Raw genomic sequence first — 20,396 nt, forward strand, 5'->3', positions numbered from 1 at the left:
TCGAAGTCGATGTACGACCTGGTGGTCGTCGGGGCCGGACCCTACGGTCTGTCCGTGGCCGCCCACGCCGCGGCCCACGGGCTGCGCCTCCGTGCCTTCGGCCGCTCGATGGAGGCCTGGCACGCCATGCCCTCCGGCATGTTCCTGAAGTCGGAGCCCTGGGCGTCCCACCTCTCCGACCCGGAGGGGGCGTACGGCCTGGACGCCTACGCGGCGACCAGGGGCGTCCGCGCCGAGCACGGCGTGCCGCTGCCGGTCGGCTTCTTCGCCGCGTACGGCGACTGGTTCGCCAGGCAGACCGTGCCCGTGCTCGACGAGCGCCTCGTCGGCTCGGTCCTACCCGCCGCCGGGGGCTTCGAGCTGCGCACGGAGGACGGCGAGGCGGTGCGCGCCCGGACGGTGGCCCTCGCCGTCGGTGTCCTGCCGTTCCTGGAGATCCCCGGGCCGCTGCGGGGACTGCCCCGACGGTACGTCACCCACTCCAGCCACCACGGCGAGCTCGACGGCTTCGCCGGCCGGGACGTCACCGTCGTCGGGGCCGGCCAGGCGGCCCTGGAGACCGCCGCGCTCCTCGTCGAGCGGGGCGCCGGAGCCGTACGGATCGTCGCCCGGGCCGGCCGGCTGCGCTGGAACACGGTGCCGCCGGCGCTCGACCGCGGCCTGTGGCCCTCGCTGCGCGCCCCGCACACGGGTCTCGGCTGCGGCTGGCGGAACAGGCTGTACGCGGACACCCCGGGGATCTTCCGGCGCCTCCCGGCCGCCACCCGCGAGCGGATCTTCGACTCGGCGCTCGGCCCGGCGGGCGCCTGGTGGCTCCGCGAGCGGTTCGCGGCGGTCGGCGACGTCCGCCTGGGACAGCGGATCACCGCGGCGCGGGTGACCGGGGACGAGCGGCTGCGGCTCGACGTGGCCGGGCCGGACGGGACGACGGTCCTGGAGACGGACCACGTGATCGCGGCCACCGGCTTCACCCCGAGCCTGGACCGGGCCGGGGTCCTCTCCCCCGCGCTGCGCCGGGCGCTGCGGCGGGTCGGCGCGGGCGGCGCCCCGGAGGTCGGCGGCCTCTTCGAGTCCTCCTGGCCGGGCCTCTTCCTCGCCGGTCTGCTCACGGCCCCTTCGTACGGGCCGTCGATGCGGTTCGTCTTCGGCGCCGAGTACACGGCGGCGCGGCTGGTGAAGGGCGTCCGGCAGCGGCTGCGGGCCGGCGCCGGCTCCGGCACGCCCGGCCGGCCGCGTACGGGCGGGCGGGCGCCGGTCACGGCGTGACGGAGGGCCGGTCCCGGGGAGCGGCAGCTTTCCGGGACCGGCCCTCCGCGCCTGCGAGAGCCGGGACTCAGGCGTTGATGCAGGTGTTGAACGCGGCCGGGTTCAGCACGCCGATGACGTTCACGCTGTTGCCGCAGACGTTGACCGGGATGTGGATCGGGGCCTGGACGACGTTGCCGGAGAGGACGCCCGGCGAACCGATGGCCCAGCCCTCCGCCTCCGCGTCGGCGAAGGCGGGCGACGCCACACCCATGGCCATGATGATTCCGGCGACGACGGCTGCAGCCTTCTTACAGTTCATTTCGTCTGGATCCTTTCCTCGGCGGAATGCATTTCCGCGGCACACAACACAACGAACATCCCGCACAAAGGAAACCGGAATAACACCGGCACCTGCTGTTTCACCCCATTGCCCGCACGACCCCCCGTACGGAACAGGGCCGGAAGGGAACGTGGCGTTCCTTCCGGCCCTGTCGCCCGCGGAACGGATCAGCCGTTGTAGGCGCCGTTCCCGGAGAGGACCGGGATGTCCTCGACGAGGTGCGACAGCGGCTCGTCACCCTTGGCCTGGGTGGAGTTCTCCGCGCACTGCTGGTTCTGCGGGGAGGACAGGACGTTGACGTCCTGGACGGCGACCGGGACCAGGATGCCCACGACGGAACCGACGTTGCCCTTGACCGGGACACCGAGGCACAGCTTGTTCAGCGAGCCCTGGACGGCCGAGAACTGCGGGCTCATGTCGCCCTTGGTCTCGGAGTTGCCGAACTCCGAGTGCGCGCTGTTGCCGCTGAGCGAGGTCGTGCCGCCGTCGTCGGCGATGGCGAGCGCCGGGGAGGCCGCCGCAGCAGAAGCGCCGACAACAGAGGCCGTCACAGCCGCAGCCGCCATAATCTTCTTGATCACGGTGATTCCGTTCCTGTTCCCACCAATCGACCTGATTGATGCGACGGGATCAACTGTGGTCGCGGGCTTTGGTTCCGGCACTTCACTCGTTCGACTGTGTCCGTGTTTCGCGCTGCCGCGCGCGCTCCGCCAAGGGGGTGACACTGCGGAACCCCGGCGTCCGAAGGCCTGTTGATCAGGTCGCTCCCTGCACGGAGCCGGTTCTAGAAGGGAACTCCCGTGATCAAGAAGGTTATGGCCACTGCGGCCGCAGCCGTCTCCATCGTCGGCGCCACCGCCGCCGTGGCCACCCCCGCCCTCGCCATCGCCAACGACGGCGGCACCACGTCGCTGTCCGGCAACGGCGCGCACCAGGAGTTCGGCAACTCCAAGACCTACGGCAACATGAGCCCGCAGTTCGCGCTCGTCCAGGGCTCCCTGAACAAGCCGTGCGTCGGCCTGCCGGCCAAGGTCAACGCCGGTTCGATCGTCGGCCTGATCCCGATCGCCGTCCAGGACATCAACGTTCTGTCGTCCCCGCAGAACCAGCAGTGCACCGAGAACTCCACCCAGGCCAAGGGTGACGAGGCTCTGTCGCACATCCTGGACGACATCCCGGTCCTGTCGGGCAACGGCGTCGGCAACAGCTGACGTTCCGCCTGAGCACGACGACGTTCACACGTCAGGGGCCGCCCTCCGGGGCGGCCCCTTTCGTCTCCCCCGTTCCCACCGCTACCAGGTGGGCCAGACCGGGGTCGCCATCAGGCGCTCCCACTCCCGGTCGGGCATCCCCGGCACCGCCCGCCCCGCCTGTACCCACTGGGTGACCAGTGCGGAATAGAGGGGGAACGGATTGCTGTCGGCCGGGGGCGGGTCGCTCACATATCGGCTCTTCGGAATGAAGGCCATCCGTTCCCATTTTCCGGGATCCGGCGCCATTTTCGCTCCTTCCGCTGCGATTCCCGCATCATTACACAGGCGGAGCAGGAGAGTGATTCGTCCTGTTCATGTCGCGTCGCGTACCTGTGTACGAGGGGGTCGAAAATACGGTGCGGGCATGAAATTCCCGCGCCCACGGTCCGCCCGCCGTCCGCTGCTCGCCGGGGCGGCTTTCGCCGCCCTCGCCGCCCTCGCCCCCGGCGCCCTCGCGGCCGCCCCCACCGGGCTCCCCGCCCCGGAGAAGGGGCTGAACCTCCTGGTCGTCGGCGTCGACAGCCGCAAGGGGGTCACCGAGCAGGAGAAGGAACGTTTCCATCTCGGCGGGAAGGAGTGCGACTGCACGGACGTGATGATGCTCGTGCACGTCTCCGCGGCGAACGACCGGGTCGACGTCGTCAGCCTGCCGCGCGACTCGCTCGCCTCCTTCCCGGAGGGGCACCGCGACCGGCGCACCGGTCAGGTGCACCCCGCCCACCCGGCGAAGATCAACAACGCCTGGGCGGAGGGCGGCTCCGCCTTCGCGGTGGAGACCGTCGAGTCGATGACCGGGCTGCCGGTCCACCGCTACCTGGAGATCGACTTCCGGCGCTTCATGGACACCGTGGACCGCGTCGACGGCGGGGTGCCCGTCTGTACGGAGCAGCCGCTCAAGGACCCCTCCACCGGCATCGACCTCCAGCCCGGGACGAAGCGGGTCGCGGGCGGCGAGGCGCTCCAGTACGTGCGGTCCCGGAAGGCCGACGGGCAGATGGACTTCGGCCGCATCCGGAAGCAGCAGAAGTTCGTGGTGAACACCCTGCGCCGGCTCCACGACGGGATCCTCGACGACCCGGAGCTGCTGAAGGCCTTCGCGGCGACCCTGCGCGGGACGGCGGCGACCGAGCGGGGGATCTCCACGGCCGAGCTCCTCACGCTCGCCGCGCACCTGAAGGACCTGCCCCCGGAGCGTACGGAGTTCGCCACCGTACCCATCCGGGGCTTCAACCCGGACATCGAGGGCGTCGGGTCCACGGTCGGCTGGGACGGCGAAGGGGCCGCGGAGGTCTTCGGGCGGCTCGCCGAGGACCGGCCGCTGCCCGCCGGCACGGCCGTCACGCCGAGCGAGATCCCGGCCGCCACGTACCGGCCGGACACGGGGTCATCGCTCATCTGCCCGTAGTCCGTCCGGTGGACTTCCCGGAACCTCCGGGCCACCGGCCAGTTGATCAGCACGGCTCGCCACTCAGCGGCCCGTATCCGAAAGGCCTGAACCATGAAGAAGCTCCTCGCGACGGCTGCCGTGGCCGCGTCCGTCCTCGGCGCGACGGCGGCCGGCGCCGGGCAGGCGCTCGCCATCGCCGACGACGGCGGCACCACCTCGCTGTCCGGCAACGGCGCGCACCAGGAGTTCGGCAACTCCGCGACCTACGGCGACATGAGCCCGCAGTTCGCGCTCGTCCAGGGCTCCCTGAACAAGCCGTGCATCGGGCTGCCGGCCAAGGTCAACGCCGGTTCGATCGTCGGCGCGATCCCGATCGCCGTCCAGGACATCAACGTCCTGTCCTCCCCGCAGAACCAGCAGTGCACCGAGAACTCCACCCAGGCCAAGGGTGACGAGCCGCTGTCGCACATCCTCAGCGACATCCCGGTGCTCTCCGGCAACGGCGCCGGCAACAGCTGAGCCACGGCGCCCGGCCACGGCGCGGCCCCGCCGCCCCTCCTCCGAGGGGCCGCGGGGCCGTCCCCGTTCCGGGGTCAGAGCTTCCGGCGCAGCTCGGCCGGGTCGGTGACCGGCGCGTCGCAGGTGAAGTGACGGCACACGTACGCGGCGGGTGACCCGGCCACGAGCGGCCGGTCCTTCAGGAGCGGGAACTCCTCGCCGCCGGGGGCTCCGGTGGCGAGGACCGCTCCGGGCGTGGTCGCCGCCAGGGCCGTACGGCGCAGCTCCCGGAAGGCCGGGTCGGCGGGGTCGCCGACGACGGCGATCTCGCGGGGCCCGTCGAGGAGGGCCTCGGCGACGGCCAGGCCCCAGCCGATGAAGCGGGGCGCGCGCGGGCCGAGGGCCTTGACCACGCCGAGGGCGCCCTCGGCGGCGGCGCGGTGCGCCTCGGAGCCGGTGTGCGCCGCGTACGAGAGGAGCGCTCCGGCGGCGGCGGTCCAGCCGGACGGGGTGGCGTTGTCGGTGGGGTCCTGGGGGCGCCGGATGAGGGTCTCGGCGTCGTGGGCCGTGTCGTAGAGCGCGCCGCCCTCGGCGGTGAAGCGGTCGAGGACGAGGTCCAGGAGGAAGCCGGCGAACTCCAGCCAGGCGCCCTCGCCGGTGACGGCGGCGAGGGCGAGGAAGCCCTCTGCGACGTCGGCGTAGTCCTCCAGGACGCCCGCGTTGGTGCCGGCCCGGCCGTCCTTGGACGTCCGGGTGAGGCGGGCCGACTCGTCCATGTGGACGCGGACGAGGAGGTCGGCGGCCTCGGTCGCGCGCTCGACCAGGTCGGGTCGGTCGAAGAGGGCGCCGGTCTCGGCGAGGGCGGCGATCGCGAGGCCGTTCCAGGCGGCGACGACCTTGTCGTCACGGCCCGGGCGCTCGCGCTCCTCGCGGGCGGCGAGGAGCCGGGCCGCGATCGAGGCGATCCGGTCGGCGTCCGCCGGGCCCGCCTCGCGCGGGAGCTGGAGGACGGAGCTGCCCTCCTCGAAGGTGCCGTCCTCGGTGACGCCGTAGTGGGCGGCGGCGAGGGCGGCGTCCTCCGCGCCGAGGACCTCCGTGAGCTGGGCGGGGGTCCACACGTAGTAGGCGCCCTCGACGTGCTTGCCGCTGCCGTCGTCGGAGTCGGCGTCGAGCGCGGAGGCGAAGCCGCCCTCGGGGGTGCGGAGCTCCCGGACCATGAAGTCGGCGGTCTCCAGGGCGATCCGGCGGGCCAGGTCGCTGCCGGTGGCCTTCCACAGGTGCGCGTAAATACGGCACAAAAGGGCGTTGTCATAGAGCATTTTCTCGAAATGGGGCACAACCCACGCCCGGTCGACGGCGTAGCGGGCGAAGCCGCCGCCGAGCTGGTCGTAGATGCCGCCGCGGGCCATCGCCTCGCAGGTGTCGGCGGCCATCTGGAGGGCGCCCTCGGAGCCCGTACGGGCGTGGTGGCGGAGCAGGAACTCCAGGGCCATCGACGGCGGGAACTTGGGGGCGCCGCCGAAGCCGCCGCGGGTCGCGTCGTACTCGCGGGTGAGGGCGAGGAGGGCCCCCGCGAGCTCCTCCTCGCCGGGGACGCCGTCGCCGCCGTAGGCCAGGGAGCGGCCCGCGAGGTCCTTCACGATCCGGTCCGCGACCTCGTCGACCTCGCCGCGACGGTCGGCCCAGGCGGCCCTGACGCCCTCCAGGACCTCCGGGAAGGACGGCATGCCGTGCCGGGGCTCCGGCGGGAAGTACGTACCGAAGTAGAAGGGGGCGGCGTCCGGGGTGAGGAAGACGGTCATCGGCCAGCCGCCCTGGCCGGTCGCGGCCTGCACGGCCTCCATGTAGACGGCGTCGACGTCGGGGCGTTCCTCGCGGTCGACCTTGACGGCGACGAAGTGGTCGTTGACCAGGGCGGCGGTGGAGTCGTCCTCGAAGGACTCGTGCGCCATGACGTGGCACCAATGACACGCAGAGTATCCGACCGACAGCAGAACGGGTACATCGCGCCGTTTCGCTTCCTCGAACGCCTCAGGTCCCCACGGCCACCAGTCGACCGGATTGTCAGCATGCTGAAGCAGATAAGGCGAGGTCATACCAGCCAACCGGTTCATACGACCCAGCCTCTCACGCCGACACGGCCCTGCCGGTTCGGCCCGCAAGCCCCCGCCCTACTTGGCCGATTTGCACTCATGCGCCATCACGTGGTGAATGCGGATCGCCCCTTTACGCCCAGGTCGCCCTGCGGACGCTGGAGGTTCTGCCCCGACCCAAAGCCGGTGCCCGACCGGAAGCGGGCAGTACGCTGAGTCGGGCAGCACCGCATCCTCGAAGGAGGTACTCCATGTCCGCCGAGATGGTGGCGCCCGCCTGGATGCACACGCAGATCAGCGCGGAGCAGTACGACTCCTGGTCCGAGGAACAGTGCGCCGGCATCGAGATCGTGGACGGGATGGTCGTCGTGAGCCCGAGCGCCTCCAAGCGGCACAACCGGCTGGCTCGGCTCCTGGCCAATGCCCTGGACGCCGCCGCGGGCCCGGACTGGAACGCCGACACGGACTTCGACGTCCGCCTGCAGGACGTGCCGCTCACCAACCGCCGTCCGGACGTCATCGTCTACCGGGCGGACACCATCGACCTCACGCCCACCCGACCCGAGCACGTGCTCCTGGTCGTCGAGGTCGTGTCGCCCGGTTCGGAGACCACCGACCGGGTCGTGAAGGTGGACCAGTACGCCAAGGCCGGCATCCCCTTCTACTGGCGGGTCGAACAGGCCGCCACCGGTGTCCCGATCGTCTACACCTACGTTCTCGATCCCGCCACCAAGGCTTACCGGGACGGCGAGATGTTCACCGGCACGGTGAAGGTCGCCGCGCCTTTCTCGATCACGGTCGATCTTGGGGCCATGTAAGGGCCTGGGAACTGACGGCGAGCGCGTAGAGCAGAGTGCGGCGCAGGGCTGACTCGGCTCGGGTGAGGAAGACGATTCCGACGAGGCAGGCAGCTTCGGCGACGGCGATGCGGTGCCGGTCAGGCGGTCATGGCGTCGCGGACGAGGGCGGTGTCGACGAACTGCTCGAAGCGGACGATGAGTCCGCCTCGGACCACGAAGTGATGCGCGACGCGGACGTCGACGGGCTTGTCGGTGGCTTTGTTGGTGGCGGTGTAGCGGGCGAGGACGACGACGTTGTCGCCGTCGACGACGTAGGTGTCGTCGTGGGCGGTCCAGTCGTCCCATTCCTTGCCGAGCTGCTCCATGACGTTCGCCGTGACGCCGTCGGGGGTGCGGTAGGTGCCGGCGAGAGGGAAGCCGGCCATCTCCGTCCACTCCACGTCGGGGGCGAGCGTGGCGCGCAGGGCCTCCAGGTCGCCGGCGGCGGAGGCCAGGTACTGGCGGCGCACCACGTCGGCAGGAGCGGTGGAGGTGGCGAAGTCCGCAGTGGTGCTCATGGTCTGGCGATGAGTCATTTCCGTCAGCCCCACTTCATCTCGCCCTTGGCGACCTTGGCACCGATCTGCGCCGCGATCAGCATGCCGTGATCGGGGTAGCGCTTGACCAGGGCTTCGGTCAGGGCGGCGCCGTCGGCGGCCTGGGCGAGTTCCTTCTCGAACGAGGTCAGGTACTCGCGGGTGTCGGCGATGGCGCTGGCATCCGCCGGGGTGCCGGGCAGCCGGTGGCCGGGCACGACCAGGCGCGGGTTCAGGGCGGCCATCTCGTCCAGCAGGGCGATCCACGCGGCGCGCTGTTCCGCGGTGGCGGTGTCGGCGACCCAGACGTGTTCCCGCTGGAACAGCAGCACCCCGCCGAGGATCGCGCGCTGCTCGGCCTGCCACAGGTAGTGGCGGTCCGGCAGCGCGGCAGGGCCGCCCTTCAGCTCGAAGCGGTGCCCCTCCAGTGCCAGGCCTCCGGTCAGCGGCTTGAGGTCCACCAGGCGGGTCGGCAGGTTCGCCCCCAGCACCTCCCACGCCTTCAGCTTGCCCTGGTAGGAGTGCTCGATGTGCTCGATCACGATCGGCGTGGCGACGAACACCGCGTCGGGGAAGGCGTCGGCGATCACCTCGGCGCCGAAGTAGAAGTCCGGGTCGCCATGACTGACGAACACGGTCGTCAACTTCTTGCCGGAGTCCAGGACGGCGGCGGCCAGGCGATGCCCGTCCGCGCGGGTGAAGCCGGCGTCGACCAGCAGCGCGTCGTTCTCGCCGGTGACCAGGGTCGCGGTCTTGTTCTTGGAGCCGACCGGGAAATCCAGGTCGAAGACGGTGAAGTCGAGGCTGCTCACGTGGGTCTCCTCAGGGTGCGGTGTTCGCCGACGCGGACGAGTTACCTGAGACAACAGTAACTGCGCAGTCAGATATTTCCGAGGACGGCAATCGAAACCGACCCCCGATCCGACCCTGACCGGACCGCAGCCCACGCGCCAACGCGGGCAGCCGTCAGGGTGACATCACCGCAGCGGGGGCAGCGCGTCACGGGCACTGTGACTGAGGACGCGCAGATCCTCCGCGAACCGGCCCCGATCCTCCTCCGGGAGAACATCGAGGAAGAACCGCTGGACGTTGACCACGTGCACCCGAGCGGCCCGCACCGCCGTCTCCTCGCCCAGTGGCGTGAGGCGCACCAGCCGTCCCCGCCGGTCGGACGGATCATCCGTCCGCTCCACCAGCCCGGCCGCCTCCATCCGGTCCACCAATCGGGTCACCCCGCCCGTCGTCAGCACCTGCTCCCGGCCGATCGCCCGCATCGACAGCCCCGGCTCACCGTGTCGGCCCAGAATCAGCAGCACCTCGAAGACCACGTGGCTGATCCCGCACTCCTCCTCGATCGCCCGCCCCAGGATGTGCTCCAACCGGGACGCCGCCCCCAGCAGCCGCCCGAACGCCAGCACGCGTCCGTCGTCCGCAGCCTCCCGCGCCGACCCGATCACCGAATCCACCACCACTCCTCTCACAGCACTCACGGCCATCCTGCCCCACACCACTCCCGGCCAGGCGACCACAACCCCCACCGCGGGTCCGCCCGGCTTTTTGTGCGCCGTCCGACCGAGGAGAGCCGTCCAGGCGACCGCGGGCGATGCGACGCCGCCCACCACGTCCCGGTCGGTCCACAACATGATCGAACTTCTGCGCGAGCACAGCGGCTGAAACCAGGCGGTTGCCCGGCCTCATCCAGGTGCCCGCGACGAGCGGTCGATTCTCTGCTGGAATCGCGTGATCATCAGGGCGATGTGAGCACCGACGGCGGGATGTCCGCAGTGATTGACGTCATCAGGCCCTGTGGCCAGTGGGAATTCCCCTACACGCGGCTACCTGATGGGGGGGGCCAGGTCGCTGTGGGTTCACTGTCGTCAGAGACGGCCTTCAGCGGCTCAGGCGCCTGCGCCCGTGCTCGACTGCCCCGCAGCCGCGCGGGCTCTATGCTCGCGGATCTCGTCGTGGTGGGCGGCGGCCCAGCCGACCAGTGACGTAACGATCTCGTGGAGGCCGCGGCCCAGCGGGGTCAGGGCGTACTCGACGCGCGGGGGCACCTCGGCGTAGGCGGTGCGGGAGATCAGGCCGTCTTGCTGGAGTTGGCGCAGGGTGAGGGTGAGCATGCGCTGGGAGATCCCGGGGACCTGGCGCTGCAGGTCGGTGTAGCGCAGCGGGCCGGACTCCAGGACGGCGATCAGCAGCAGGCTCCACTTGTCGCCGACGCGGTCCAGGACCTCGCGGATGAAGGCCATGTGCTCGGCGGGGATCGCCGCGCACGGCCCGATTGCCGCCGCCCCGACCGTCTGCGTTCCGCCGGCCGCCGCCGCTTCGCGGGTCTGTTCCATCACGCACATTCCTCTCCGGCACGCACACGGATGTGCCTTTTGTGCCGCCTTCCATACTGGTCCACCATGGCGTTACGAACAAGTCGTAAGAATTGGAGGTGCGCGGTGAAGGTGGACATCTGGTCCGAGGTGACGTGCCCCTGGTGCGGGCTGGGCAACCACCGCCTGGAGCAGGCCGTGGAGCGGTTCGAGCACGCCAGCGAGGTGGAGGTGGTCCACCACTCGTTCCCGCTCAGCAGCAGCTTCCCCGAGGACCGCACTTTCTCCGTCCGCGAGGCTCTGCTGCGACGGCACGGTGTCGGCGGCAGTCAGGCCGAGACGTCGACCCGGCGGATCGAGGCACTGGCCGCGGCCGAGGGACTGAGCCCCTACCGGGTGCTGGACAACCAGGTCGGCAACACCGACCTGGCCCACGAGTTCCTCGCCCACGCCTCCGCCCAGGGCAAGAACCGCGAAGCGTGGGGCGCGATCTTCGACACCTACTTCGGCAAGGCCGAGCCCGTCTTCTCCCCGGACGACCTGCTGGCGCTGTCCGACACCCTGGGCCTGGACCGCGAGCAGGCCCGACAGGCCCTCGCCCAGCGCCGCTACCGCGAACAGGTCCGCGACGACGCGGCCCGCGCCCAGCGCCTCGGCGCGACGGGCGCCCCGTTCATCGTTGTCGACAGCCGCTACGGCGTCCCCGGAGCCCAGGACAGCGACACCCTGCTGGACCTGCTCCGCACCGCTTGGGACGACACCCACCCCCTCACCCCCGTCGCCGGTGGCGGTGACGCCCCGGTCTGCGGCCCGGACGGCTGTGCCGTCCCCGTACACGGCTGAATCCCCCCACAGCACCCGTGATCCAGAACCGAGGAGTCCGATGAACGTCCTGCTGTGGGTCCTGCAGGGACTGCTGGCCGCGGTGTTCGCGATGGCCGGCGTCATGAAGACGACCCAGCCAATCGACAAGCTCGCCGGCACCCTGCCGTACGCCAAGGACCTCGCGCCGGGCACGGTACGGCTGATCGGGGCGGTCGAGCTGGCCGCCGCGTTCAGCCTGGTCCTGCCCGCCGTCACCGGTGTCGCGGTGGTCCTCACGCCGCTCGCCGCCGTCGGCCTCGTGGTGGTGATGGCGTTGGCCGGGGCCTTCCACCTCCGCCGCCGGGAGTACAGCGCCATCGGCATGAACGGTGTGCTGCTGGCCCTGTCCGCCGTGGTGGCCTGGGGCCGCTTCGGCCCGTACGGCTCTTGATCCTTCCGAACCCGCCCGCGAAAGGCGATGACTTCCCATGACCGACCTGCTCGTCCTCGGCGGCAGTGGCCGCACCGGCCTCCACGTCCTGGCGCAGGCCGCCGAACGCGGCCACCGCGTCCGCGCCCTCGTCCGCGACCCTTCCGCCGTCCTGGCCCCGGCCGGCGTCGAGTTGATCCAGGGCACGCCCGCGAACATCGACGACATCCGCCGGGCCGCCCACGGCACCCAGGCGGTGATCAGCGTGCTGAACAACGCCCGAGCCTCCGACAACCCCTGGGCCAAGCCGGTCAGCCCGCCGATGTTCATGACCGACGCCGCCCGCAACACCCTGACCGTCATGGCCGAACAGGGCATCCGCCGGATCGCCCTGACCTCCTCCCAGGGCGCCGGCGACGACTGGGCCCGCCTCAACCCCCTAATGAAGGCGTTCATCAACCTGTCGAACATCAAGGCCGGCTTCACCGACCACACCGGCGTCGACCAGGCCGTGCGCGCCTCCGACACCGACTGGACCCTCGCCCGCGCCGTCGCCCTCACCGACAAGCCCGCCACCGGCCCCCTGCGCGCCGCCGACCCCGGCACCACCGCCCCCGGGCGCTGGATCAACCGGGCCGACCTCGCCCGCTTCCTCCTCGACACCGTCGACGAGGACACCTGGATCCGCCGCGCCCCGCTGGTGTGGAACGCCCGCGGCTGACCCACCCCGAACCCCTGCCGAACAGCCACAACACCCCTGAATCCCGAGGAGACATCCCCATGCCCGACACGCCCAAGGTCATCGCCGTCTTCGGAGCCGGCACCGGTCTCGGCGCCTCCGTCGCCCGCCGCTTCGCCCGCGAAGGCTTCCGCGTCGCCCTCGTCGCCCGCCGCAAGGACCGCCTCGACGCACTCGTCGAACAGCTCACCGCCGAGGGCATCGACGCGGCCGGATTCACCGCCGACCTCTCCAAGCCCGCCGAGGTTCCCGCCCTTATCGACGCCATCCGCGACCGCTTCGGCCGGATCGACGTCATCGAGTACGGGCCGATCAGCGGCGAACAGAGCTTCTCGCCCGCCGCCAAGCTGGACGCCGCCACCTTGCAGAAGGACAGCCCCCTTCTCCTGCTCACCCCGGTCGAGGTGGTCCGCGCGGTGCTGCCGGAGTGGGCCGAGCGCGGCGACGGCGCGTTCTTGATGACCACCGGCCACACCGCCGTGGCGCCGCGGCCGTACATGAGCGGCGTGGGCCCGCTGATGTCCGCCGCCCGTAACTGGCTGCACTCCCTCAACGGCGAACTCGCCGACATCGGCGCCTACGCCGGCACCCTGTCCATCGCGGCCTTCATCGCCCGCAGCGAGATGGGCGAGATCGCCGCCGCATCCCTGCCGGAAGGCGTCGGCCCGCTCGTCGACCCTGACGACCTCGCCGAGCACTACTGGGACCTGTACACCAAGCGCGACCGCATCGAGCAGGTCCACCCCCAGCCGACCTCTCCCGGAGACAAGACATCCCATTTCCCGACGGCATAAGGGTCCTTCACCTCGCCGACGAGCGGCACTTCCTCAGCGGCACCGGACACAGCGCCCTCGTCAACATCGGCAAGAACCCGCCTACGGGCACGGAGGACTGGATCGAGTCCACCGTGCCCGACCCTCGCGCGGCTGGCGGCCTGGGTCTGGCTACTGGTTGACGCCTCCGGCAATACCCAGGATCCCACCCCGGTCCTGGTCCAGCTCGACCCTCCGCCCGGTGGCGAGCTAAACGCGCAGCCGGCTGATCGCCCGCTGTACGAGTTCACCCGGTCGTCCAGCTCTGCTACCGACGGCTACCGCCGACACCACGCGATCTGCTGCCTCCCCACACCGTGCGAAAGGGGCTGCCGCCGGGCCCGTAGTCCGCGACCCTGCTCCCCTACTCCCCAGCGGCAACAGCGGATGTGCCGTCCTCCAGACTCCGGCAGAACTGGCGGCCTGTTCCGGCCCCCGCCCAAGCATCGATGCTTGTGTTCAGTTCCTGATCACGCGTGTCCATGCGGCTACACCCTGACAACACCCCAGGTCGTGACTACCTGGTTGTTCACATGCACTGGCACCAGTGGCAGGAGCTGTACCCGACGCTGAGCAGCAAGGGGACGTCGCGGCGCCGGGCCTCCTCGAAGGCCTCGGCCGACCACGGCCACCAGTCGACCGGGTTGTCGGCGTGCTGCAGGAGGTACGGGGAGGTCTCATGGGCCAGTCGGTTCGGCATGCCCCCATCCTGCCGCAGCGGTCTCCTCCTTTCTCCGCTCTCTCGCGCCGACGCGCGCGACGCAGGACACTGGGCCGGATTCGTCGGGCACGCGCGGAGGGGGAACGCAGATGCGGGAGAGTCACCGGGCCGTGGTCGAACGGCTGTTGGAGCGGATCGTGCGGGAGGAGGCGCGCGGTTCCGCCGACCCGGCCGACGCGCTGCCCGCCGAGGAGCTGCTCGCGCGGGGCCGGGAGGCGCTGGACACCATCGCGGCGAGCGCGGAGGGCGAGTACGCGGCCTTCCTGGAGGCTCTGGAGTCCTGGGAGGGCCGGACGGAGACGCCGTTCGGGCGGGTGCGGTGGAAGGACCGTTTCACCGGGCCCGCGGTGGGTGCTCCCGCGCTTGTCGCCGGGGTCGCGACGGCCGTCGCCGTCGCCGCGGACCTGGCCCTCGGCACGGGCGCGGGAACGGCTTTCGGCACGGGCGCGGCGGTGGCGGTCGCTGGAGCGGCGGCGACCGTGCTCAAGGTGACGGCGACGACCCGGCCGGCCGTCGACCGGTACGCACCGCCGCTCGACGGACTGCGGCAGGCATGGCTCAAGGCCCTGGAGACCCGTGGCGTACGGCCCTTCCTGGAGCGGCAGCGGGCTGCCCTCGCGTCGGGCGTCTCGCCGGGCGGCGCGGCGGGCGTCTCGCCGGGCGGCGCGGCAGGCGTGTCGCCGGGCGGCGCGGCAGGGGTCATGTCGAGTGGGGTGTCGGGCGAGGCGTCTCGGGTCGCTTCGGGCGGGGTGTCGGGGGACGGTTCGGGGGGCGCTTCGGGTGGGGTGTCCGGTGACGTGTCTCGGGGCGGTTCGGGCGGGGTGTCGGACGGTGCGTCTCGGGGCGGTTCGGGCCGGGTGTCCGGTGACGTGTCTCGGGGCGGTTCGGGCCGGGTGTCGGACGGCGTGGTGGCGGTGCCGCGGCAGGCGCGGGACGACCGGCTTCCCGGTGGCCGGCTGCGGGGTGCCGACCGGAGTGCGGCGGCCCGCAGCCGTACCGTCCTCGAGCGGTCCTTCGGGCACCTGCCCGATCCCGGCCGGATGTTCGCCGGGCGGCGGGAGGAGCTGGCGTCCCTCACCCGGTGGGTGCAGGCCGGGCGGGCCTCGGCGGTCACCCGGCCGACCGTGGTGCTGCTGCACGGCGCCCCGGGATCCGGGCGCACCGCCCTCGCCGTACGGGCCGCGCACGCGCTGCGCGACCAGTTCCGCGGGGCCTGTGTCGTCGACCTGCGGGGCGCCGCGAGCGGCGAGCGGCCCGTCTCCACCCGGGAGGCGCTGCTGCACCTCCTCAACCGGCTCGGCGCCCCGCGCGACCGGCTGCTCTTCCGCGAGGGCGCCTCGGCCGAGCAACAGGTGCGGCGGCTCTCGGAGTTGTACCAGCGGCAGTTGAGCGGCGTGCCCGTCGTACTGATCCTCGACGACGCCGGCGACGCCGCCCAGGTGCGGGCCCTGCTGCCGGAGCGGTCCGACAGCCTCGTCCTGGTGACCTGCCGGGAGCCGCTGGACCTCGGCGAGGACGTACCGGCGGAGGTGCACGCGCTGCCGGTGGCCGCGCTCGACGCGGCGGGCGCGGAGGAGCTGCTGCGGGCGACGGCCGGCGCGCCCGACCCCGGTCCGTACGACGCCGAGGCCTTCGAGCGGATACGGGAGCTGTGCGGCGGCCTGCCGCTGGCGCTGCGGGTCGTGGGCTCCCTGCTCGGGCACCGCTCCATGGACGAGGTGAGCCATGTGCTCGCCCGGCCCGGCTGGGGCACCGATCCCCTCGAACGCGCCCTGTCCGTACGGTACTTCCTCGACTTCGACGAGGACGCCCGGCAGCTGCTGCGGCGGCTCGCGCTGGCCGGGCGGGCCTCCCTCGGCGCCGCGGCGGCCGCCGCGCTGCTCGGCGGAGACGGGCCGGAGGCGGCCCGGCGGCTGCGGGAGCTCTCCGCGGCCGGGTTGCTCGACCACGTCCGCGGGGAGCGGTACCGGCTGCACGACGCGGTGCGCGGCTTCGCGGCCGTGCGGCTCCTGGACGAGGAGGACGCGGCCGAGGTCGCGGCGGCGCAGGAGCGGCTCATCCGGAACCACGCGGAGCTCGCCGACGCGGTGATCCGGATGGTCGACGGCAAGATGTCGACGCGGGCCGACCGGTTCGACGGGCACGGCTTCGGCTCCCTGGAGGCCGCGCTCGGCTGGCTCGACGAGGAGTCCAGCTTCATCACGGCGGCCCTGCGGCACGCGGAGGGCGTCGACCAGGAGACCGTGCTCGGTCTGCTCAGCGCGCTCTGCGACTACTGCCTGCTGCGCGGCGACCTGTACCGGCTCGGCGAGATCAACGAGCTGGCGGAGTCCGTCGGGCAGGGGCTGCTGACCCGTTCGGTGCGGTGGCGGACCGGCATCGCGGCCCGGCAGCTCGGCGAGCTCGACAAGGCGCACCAGACGCTGACCTCGGTCGTCTCCCTCTACCAGGAGGCCCACCAGGACGCGGGGGCCGCGCTCGCGCTCTGCTCGCTCGGGATCACCCTGCACCACCAGGGGCGGCTCACGGAGGCCGCGGCGCGGCTGCGGGAGGCGCTCGCGCTCCAGGAGCCGGAGTCCCTGGCCGCCGACCGGGGCTGGACGCTGCACGCGCTCGCCGCGGTGGAGCGGGACCGGGGCGATCTGGCGGAGGCGACGGCGCTCCTCGACCGGTCGCTCGCCCTGCACCGGGAGCACGAGTCGCTGCACGGCGAGGCGTGGGCGCACTTCCAGCTCGGGCAGGTGCTGCTGCTCCGGGGTGACGTGCCGGGCGCGGAGGGCGAGCTGCGGCGTGCCCTGGAGACGTACGGGCGCGTCCACGACGGGCGCGGCGAGGCCTGGGCGCTGACCCAGTTGGCCCGGGCGCGGCTCGCCGGCGGGGAGGCGGAGGCGGCGGTGGAGGAGCTGCGCGGGGCGCTCGCGCGGCACCGGGAGCAGGAGGACGCGCGCGGCGAGGCGTGGACGCTGTACTACCTGGGGCAGGCCCTCGAGGAGCGGGGCGACCGGGACGAGGCGGTGCGGGAGCTGGGGCGGGCGCGGTCGATGTTCTCGCGGATGCGGGACCTGTACGGGCTCGCCTGCGCCCGGCACCAGCTGGGGCGGGTCAGCCGGGACCAGCAGGGGGCGCGGGCGGGGAACCTGCGCAATTCGGGCTTCGCCCGGCAGCTGCTCGTGGACGCGCGGGCGGACTTCCGGCGGATCGGGGTCGCGCACGGGGAGGCGTGGGCCTGTCTGGAGCTCGCGATCGTCGACGCCGGCAACGGGCGGGTCCCGCAGGCGCTCGCGCTGTGCGAGGAGGCGCGCTCGCTCTTCGACGCGTACGGCGACCGGCGGGGCTCGGACTGGGCCCGGCTGCTGCGCTGCGGGCTGCTCCCGCACGCGGCGCCGGGCACGCCGGAGCCGGGGACGGCGTCGGCGCGCGAGGAGCTCGCGGCGCTGGCCGCGGACCGGCATCCGGCGCGCGACCCGAGGGTCGACGACTGCGCCGAGGCCCACGCCCTGCTCCTGGACCGGGGCATCGCCCCGACGACCCCCTGGCAGGCCTGGGACCTGGGCCTGGTCCCGTCCCGCCCGGCCCGGGAGGTCCTGGGGGTCCCGGAGGCGTCCTGAGCGGGGCCGGCCCCGAGGCCCCGGGCCGCCGCACGGCTCGGGACCGGACGTGCCCGTCCCGCGCCTGGCCGGCCTGCCCAGGGCACCCGGGGTCGCCCGCGCAGGCATGGCGGGCCGGCCCCGCAGGCCCGGCAGGCCCCGCAGGCCCGGCAGGCCCCGCAGGCCCGGCAGGCCCCGCAGGCCTGGCAGGCACGGCAGGCCTGCGCGGGCACGGCAGGCCTGACAGGCACGGCCCGGCAGGCACGGACCGGCAGGCACGGACCGGCAGGCACGGACCGGCAGGCACGGATCCGGGCCCAGATCGGCGGGCATGGATCGGCGAGCCCAGATCGGCGGACCCGGATCGCCAGGCCCAGATCGGCAGGCCCAGATCGGCAGGCCCGGGCATGCCGAGACGGCCCGGCCCCTGGTGGGGCCGGGCCGTCCGTCGGCTACTTGCCCGGGGTGGTCGCCGGGGTGTCCGAGGGCTTCGCCTTCGGGTCCGGGGCCTCCTCGAAGGTGATCTTGCCCATGTGGCGGTTCATCGACTTCATCAGCATCCAGACTGCGAGGGCCAGGGCCGCGAAGACGACGAAGCCGAGGACGCCGGGGGTCACCTTGTTCTTGTCCAGCTCTTCGGCGGCGAAGGGGACAAGCTGGGTCAGTGCCAGGTGTGCGCTCATGTCAGGCATTGTCGCGGATGCCCGCGAAGAGATCTTCCTCGGGGAGGGAGGTCGGGACCAGCGCCTTGCTGAGCTCGTACTCCTCCGTCGGCCAGACCTCCTTCTGGATCTCCATCGGGACGCGGAACCAGCCGCCGTCGGGGTCGATCTGGGTGGCGTGGGCGATCAGGGCCTTGTCGCGGATCTCGAAGAACTCCGCGCACGGGACGTGCGTGGTGAGGTTGCGCGCCTTGCCGCCGAACTCGTCCCAGCGCTTCAGCCAGTCCCCGTACGGCGACTCCAGGCCGCGGGCGAGGAGCGCCTCGTGCAGGGCCTCGGTGCGCGGCCGGTTGAAGCCCTGGTTGTAGTAGAGCTTCAGCGGCTGCCAGACCGGGCCGAACTCGGCCTCCGGGTACTTCTCGGCGTCGGCCGCGCCGTCGAAGGCCACCATCGTGATCTTGTGGGTCATGATGTGGTCGGGGTGCGGGTACCCACCGTTCTCGTCGTAGGTCGTGACGACCTGCGGACGGAAGGAGCGGATCTCGCGGACCAGGGCACCGGACGCCGTGTCGACGTCCTCCAGGGCGAAGCAGCCCTCGGGCAGCGGCGGCAGCGGGTCGCCCTCGGGCAGGCCCGAGTCGACGAATCCCAGCCAGTGCTGCGAGACGCCGAGGATCTCGCGGGCCTCGTCCATCTCCTTGCGGCGCACCTCGTGGATGTTGGCCTCGATGTAGGGGTCGCCCTGAAGCTTGGGGTTCAGGACCGAGCCGCGCTCGCCGCCCGTGCACGTCACCACCATGACGTCCACCCCCTCGGACACGTACTTGGCCATCGTGGCCGCACCCTTGCTCGACTCGTCGTCGGGGTGGGCGTGAACGGCCATCAATCGCAGCTGCTCAGTCAAGACTCGATCCTCAGTGATTCGACGCGGAGGGTGGTCTCTATAGTGACGGAATCGGGGGAGCGAAAATTCCGCCACCCCCGGCTTCGAGAGGATCCCCCATGAGCGCGGTGCGAGAGCAGCTGCCCGAGGGGCGCTACGGGCGCTCCGCGGATGAGCGGGCCGACCGCAAGCTCATGATCACCGGAGCGGTGCTCGGTGTCCTCTTCCTCGGCGTGATGGGCTGGTTCGGCTGGCACTACGTCGTCGACAGCAAGATCAGCGCCGAAGTGATCAAGTTCGACGTGGTGAGCGAAGCCGAGGTCCAGGTGCACCTGGAGATCCGCAAGGACAAGGACGTCGAGGGCGTCTGCACGCTGCGCTCCCGCTCCGAGGACGGCGCCGAGGTGGCCCGCAAGGACGTCCGGATCGCCGACGCCGCCACCCGCGTCGACCGTGTCTTCTCGATCCGTACGACCGCCCGCGCGACGAGCGCCGAGCTCATCGGGTGTACGGCGCGGTAGCGGTGGGTAGGGACGGGGTGTCGAGTCCCGGCGAGTCACCACGGTGACCTGGGGTGACGCCATCCTTGTGGTTTATGTCCTCCCGCTTTTCGCCACTCATTGTTAGGCTCGTGGTTTCGCCCGCCCGGGACAGCACAGTTTTCCCGTGTAGGGCGATGCTTTGTATTCCCAGTACCTACGAGGAGCACCTGTGACCCAGACCAGCGACAACGTCACCTGGCTCACCCAGGAGGCGTACAACAAGCTCAAGGACGAGCTTGAGTACCTGTCTGGTCCCGCGCGTACCGAGATCGCGACGAAGATCGCCGCGGCGCGCGAAGAGGGGGACCTGCGCGAGAACGGCGGGTACCACGCGGCCAAGGAGGAGCAGGGCAAGCAGGAGCTCCGGGTCCGCCAGCTCACCCAGCTGCTCCAGCACGCCAAGGTCGGCGAGGCGCCGGCGGACGACGGCGTCGTCGAGCCCGGCATGGTCGTCACGATCGCCTTCGACGGCGACGAGGACGACACGATGACCTTCCTGCTGGCCTCCCGCGAGTACGCGAGCGGTGACATCGAGACGTACTCTCCGCAGTCGCCGCTCGGCGTCGGCGTCAACGGCAAGAAGGCCGGTGACGACGCGGAGTACGAGCTGCCGAACGGCAAGAAGGCCACGGTGAAGATCCTCAGCGCGAAGCCGTACACCGGCTGAGCAGCGACTCCTTGAGCGAAGGGCCGGCCCC

Annotated in this window: 22 protein-coding genes and 1 pseudogene; 12 read left to right on the top strand and 11 right to left on the bottom strand. The window is 72.0% G+C overall.

The genetic code is table 11. The annotated features are described in order from the left end of the window. The first annotated feature begins 9 nt into the window (after positions 1–9). A complete protein-coding gene (locus tag ACF07V_RS01355) occupies positions 10–1,266 on the top strand; it encodes an FAD-dependent oxidoreductase (protein ID WP_392151354.1) in 1,257 nt (418 codons plus the stop codon). A gap of 67 nt (positions 1,267–1,333) precedes the next feature. On the opposite strand, the gene ACF07V_RS01360 is transcribed toward ACF07V_RS01355, so the two are convergent. Next, positions 1,334–1,567 carry a chaplin gene (locus tag ACF07V_RS01360; RefSeq protein ID WP_392150841.1) on the bottom strand — a complete coding sequence of 78 codons (234 nt, stop codon included), beginning with the start codon at positions 1,565–1,567 and terminating at the stop codon, positions 1,334–1,336. A 188-nt stretch (positions 1,568–1,755) separates the two neighbouring features. Then, positions 1,756–2,166 (bottom strand): rodlin, encoded by a 411-nt coding sequence (locus tag ACF07V_RS01365; RefSeq protein ID WP_392151355.1) that lies wholly within the window; start codon positions 2,164–2,166, stop codon positions 1,756–1,758. Between the two features lie 222 nt (positions 2,167–2,388). Between ACF07V_RS01365 and ACF07V_RS01370 the strand changes: the two genes are divergently transcribed. Beyond that, entirely contained in the window at positions 2,389–2,799 is a 411-nt protein-coding gene (locus ACF07V_RS01370) for a rodlin (protein ID WP_392150842.1), read from the top strand. Positions 2,800–2,880: 81 nt separating this feature from the next. Here the strand turns inward: ACF07V_RS01370 and ACF07V_RS01375 are convergent, their stop codons facing one another. After that, a complete protein-coding gene (locus tag ACF07V_RS01375) occupies positions 2,881–3,030 on the bottom strand; it encodes a hypothetical protein (RefSeq protein WP_392150843.1) in 150 nt (49 codons plus the stop codon). A 175-nt stretch (positions 3,031–3,205) separates the two neighbouring features. On the opposite strand from ACF07V_RS01375, the gene ACF07V_RS01380 reads away from it, so the two are divergent. Next, on the top strand, positions 3,206–4,246 hold the full coding sequence (locus ACF07V_RS01380) for an LCP family protein (protein WP_392150844.1): 1,041 nt from the start codon (positions 3,206–3,208) through the stop codon (positions 4,244–4,246). A 93-nt stretch (positions 4,247–4,339) separates the two neighbouring features. Then, the gene (locus ACF07V_RS01385; protein ID WP_392150845.1) at positions 4,340–4,747 is read left to right on the top strand and encodes a rodlin; all 408 of its coding nucleotides are present in this window, start codon (positions 4,340–4,342) and stop codon (positions 4,745–4,747) included. Between the two features lie 74 nt (positions 4,748–4,821). On the opposite strand, the gene ACF07V_RS01390 is transcribed toward ACF07V_RS01385, so the two are convergent. Beyond that, positions 4,822–6,840 carry a thioredoxin domain-containing protein gene (locus tag ACF07V_RS01390; protein WP_392150846.1) on the bottom strand — a complete coding sequence of 673 codons (2,019 nt, stop codon included), beginning with the start codon at positions 6,838–6,840 and terminating at the stop codon, positions 4,822–4,824. Positions 6,841–7,070: 230 nt separating this feature from the next. On the opposite strand from ACF07V_RS01390, the gene ACF07V_RS01395 reads away from it, so the two are divergent. Beyond that, on the top strand, positions 7,071–7,637 hold the full coding sequence (locus ACF07V_RS01395) for a Uma2 family endonuclease (RefSeq protein ID WP_392150847.1): 567 nt from the start codon (positions 7,071–7,073) through the stop codon (positions 7,635–7,637). Between the two features lie 119 nt (positions 7,638–7,756). Here ACF07V_RS01395 and ACF07V_RS01400 read toward each other — a convergent pair whose 3' ends face one another. From ACF07V_RS01400 to ACF07V_RS01415, 4 genes are all read right to left on the bottom strand, one after another. Further along, complete coding sequence (locus tag ACF07V_RS01400; RefSeq protein WP_392150848.1) at positions 7,757–8,176, bottom strand: nuclear transport factor 2 family protein; 420 nt, start codon at positions 8,174–8,176, stop codon at positions 7,757–7,759. 23 nt (positions 8,177–8,199) lie between these two features. Continuing rightward, complete coding sequence (locus tag ACF07V_RS01405) at positions 8,200–9,006, bottom strand: MBL fold metallo-hydrolase (RefSeq protein WP_392150849.1); 807 nt, start codon at positions 9,004–9,006, stop codon at positions 8,200–8,202. A 165-nt stretch (positions 9,007–9,171) separates the two neighbouring features. Next, positions 9,172–9,690 (bottom strand): MarR family winged helix-turn-helix transcriptional regulator, encoded by a 519-nt coding sequence (locus tag ACF07V_RS01410; RefSeq protein ID WP_392151356.1) that lies wholly within the window; start codon positions 9,688–9,690, stop codon positions 9,172–9,174. Positions 9,691–10,092: 402 nt separating this feature from the next. Continuing rightward, complete coding sequence (locus ACF07V_RS01415; RefSeq protein ID WP_392150850.1) at positions 10,093–10,539, bottom strand: winged helix-turn-helix transcriptional regulator; 447 nt, start codon at positions 10,537–10,539, stop codon at positions 10,093–10,095. Between the two features lie 111 nt (positions 10,540–10,650). Here ACF07V_RS01415 and ACF07V_RS01420 point away from each other — a divergent pair, with 111 nt between their 5' ends. Genes ACF07V_RS01420 through ACF07V_RS01435 form a run of 4 tightly spaced genes read left to right on the top strand, consistent with a single transcriptional unit; the run spans position 10,651 to position 13,285 of the window. Then, entirely contained in the window at positions 10,651–11,361 is a 711-nt protein-coding gene (locus ACF07V_RS01420; protein WP_392150851.1) for a DsbA family protein, read from the top strand. Between the two features lie 40 nt (positions 11,362–11,401). Beyond that, positions 11,402–11,773: a DoxX family protein gene (locus ACF07V_RS01425; protein ID WP_392150852.1), complete on the top strand. Its 372-nt coding sequence runs from the start codon at positions 11,402–11,404 to the stop codon at positions 11,771–11,773. 37 nt (positions 11,774–11,810) lie between these two features. Continuing rightward, a complete protein-coding gene (locus ACF07V_RS01430) occupies positions 11,811–12,473 on the top strand; it encodes an NAD(P)-dependent oxidoreductase (RefSeq protein ID WP_392150853.1) in 663 nt (220 codons plus the stop codon). Between the two features lie 59 nt (positions 12,474–12,532). Beyond that, a complete protein-coding gene (locus tag ACF07V_RS01435; protein WP_392150854.1) occupies positions 12,533–13,285 on the top strand; it encodes an SDR family NAD(P)-dependent oxidoreductase in 753 nt (250 codons plus the stop codon). Positions 13,286–13,835: 550 nt separating this feature from the next. On the opposite strand, the pseudogene ACF07V_RS01440 reads toward ACF07V_RS01435, so the two are convergent. Next, a pseudogene (locus tag ACF07V_RS01440) lies at positions 13,836–14,003 on the bottom strand (DUF255 domain-containing protein); the annotation flags it as partial. A gap of 110 nt (positions 14,004–14,113) precedes the next feature. Between ACF07V_RS01440 and ACF07V_RS01445 the strand changes: the two are divergent. Further along, a complete protein-coding gene (locus tag ACF07V_RS01445) occupies positions 14,114–17,632 on the top strand; it encodes a tetratricopeptide repeat protein (RefSeq protein WP_392150855.1) in 3,519 nt (1,172 codons plus the stop codon). 431 nt (positions 17,633–18,063) lie between these two features. Here ACF07V_RS01445 and ACF07V_RS01450 read toward each other — a convergent pair whose 3' ends face one another. After that, positions 18,064–18,303 (bottom strand): hypothetical protein, encoded by a 240-nt coding sequence (locus ACF07V_RS01450; protein WP_392150856.1) that lies wholly within the window; start codon positions 18,301–18,303, stop codon positions 18,064–18,066. Beyond that, positions 18,296–19,177: a mycothiol conjugate amidase Mca gene (mca, locus tag ACF07V_RS01455; protein ID WP_392150857.1), complete on the bottom strand. Its 882-nt coding sequence runs from the start codon at positions 19,175–19,177 to the stop codon at positions 18,296–18,298. The genes ACF07V_RS01450 and mca overlap by 8 nt, the downstream gene beginning before the upstream one ends. A gap of 98 nt (positions 19,178–19,275) precedes the next feature. Between mca and ACF07V_RS01460 the strand changes: the two genes are divergently transcribed. Both ACF07V_RS01460 and greA read left to right on the top strand, forming a co-directional pair. Continuing rightward, complete coding sequence (locus ACF07V_RS01460) at positions 19,276–19,677, top strand: DUF4307 domain-containing protein (protein WP_392150858.1); 402 nt, start codon at positions 19,276–19,278, stop codon at positions 19,675–19,677. Positions 19,678–19,867: 190 nt separating this feature from the next. After that, positions 19,868–20,365: a transcription elongation factor GreA gene (greA, locus tag ACF07V_RS01465; protein ID WP_369146167.1), complete on the top strand. Its 498-nt coding sequence runs from the start codon at positions 19,868–19,870 to the stop codon at positions 20,363–20,365. The last annotated feature ends 31 nt before the right edge of the window (positions 20,366–20,396 follow it).

This window comes from Streptomyces sp. NPDC015661 (assembly GCF_043077765.1).
Taxonomy (GTDB): Bacteria; Actinomycetota; Actinomycetes; order Streptomycetales; family Streptomycetaceae; genus Streptomyces.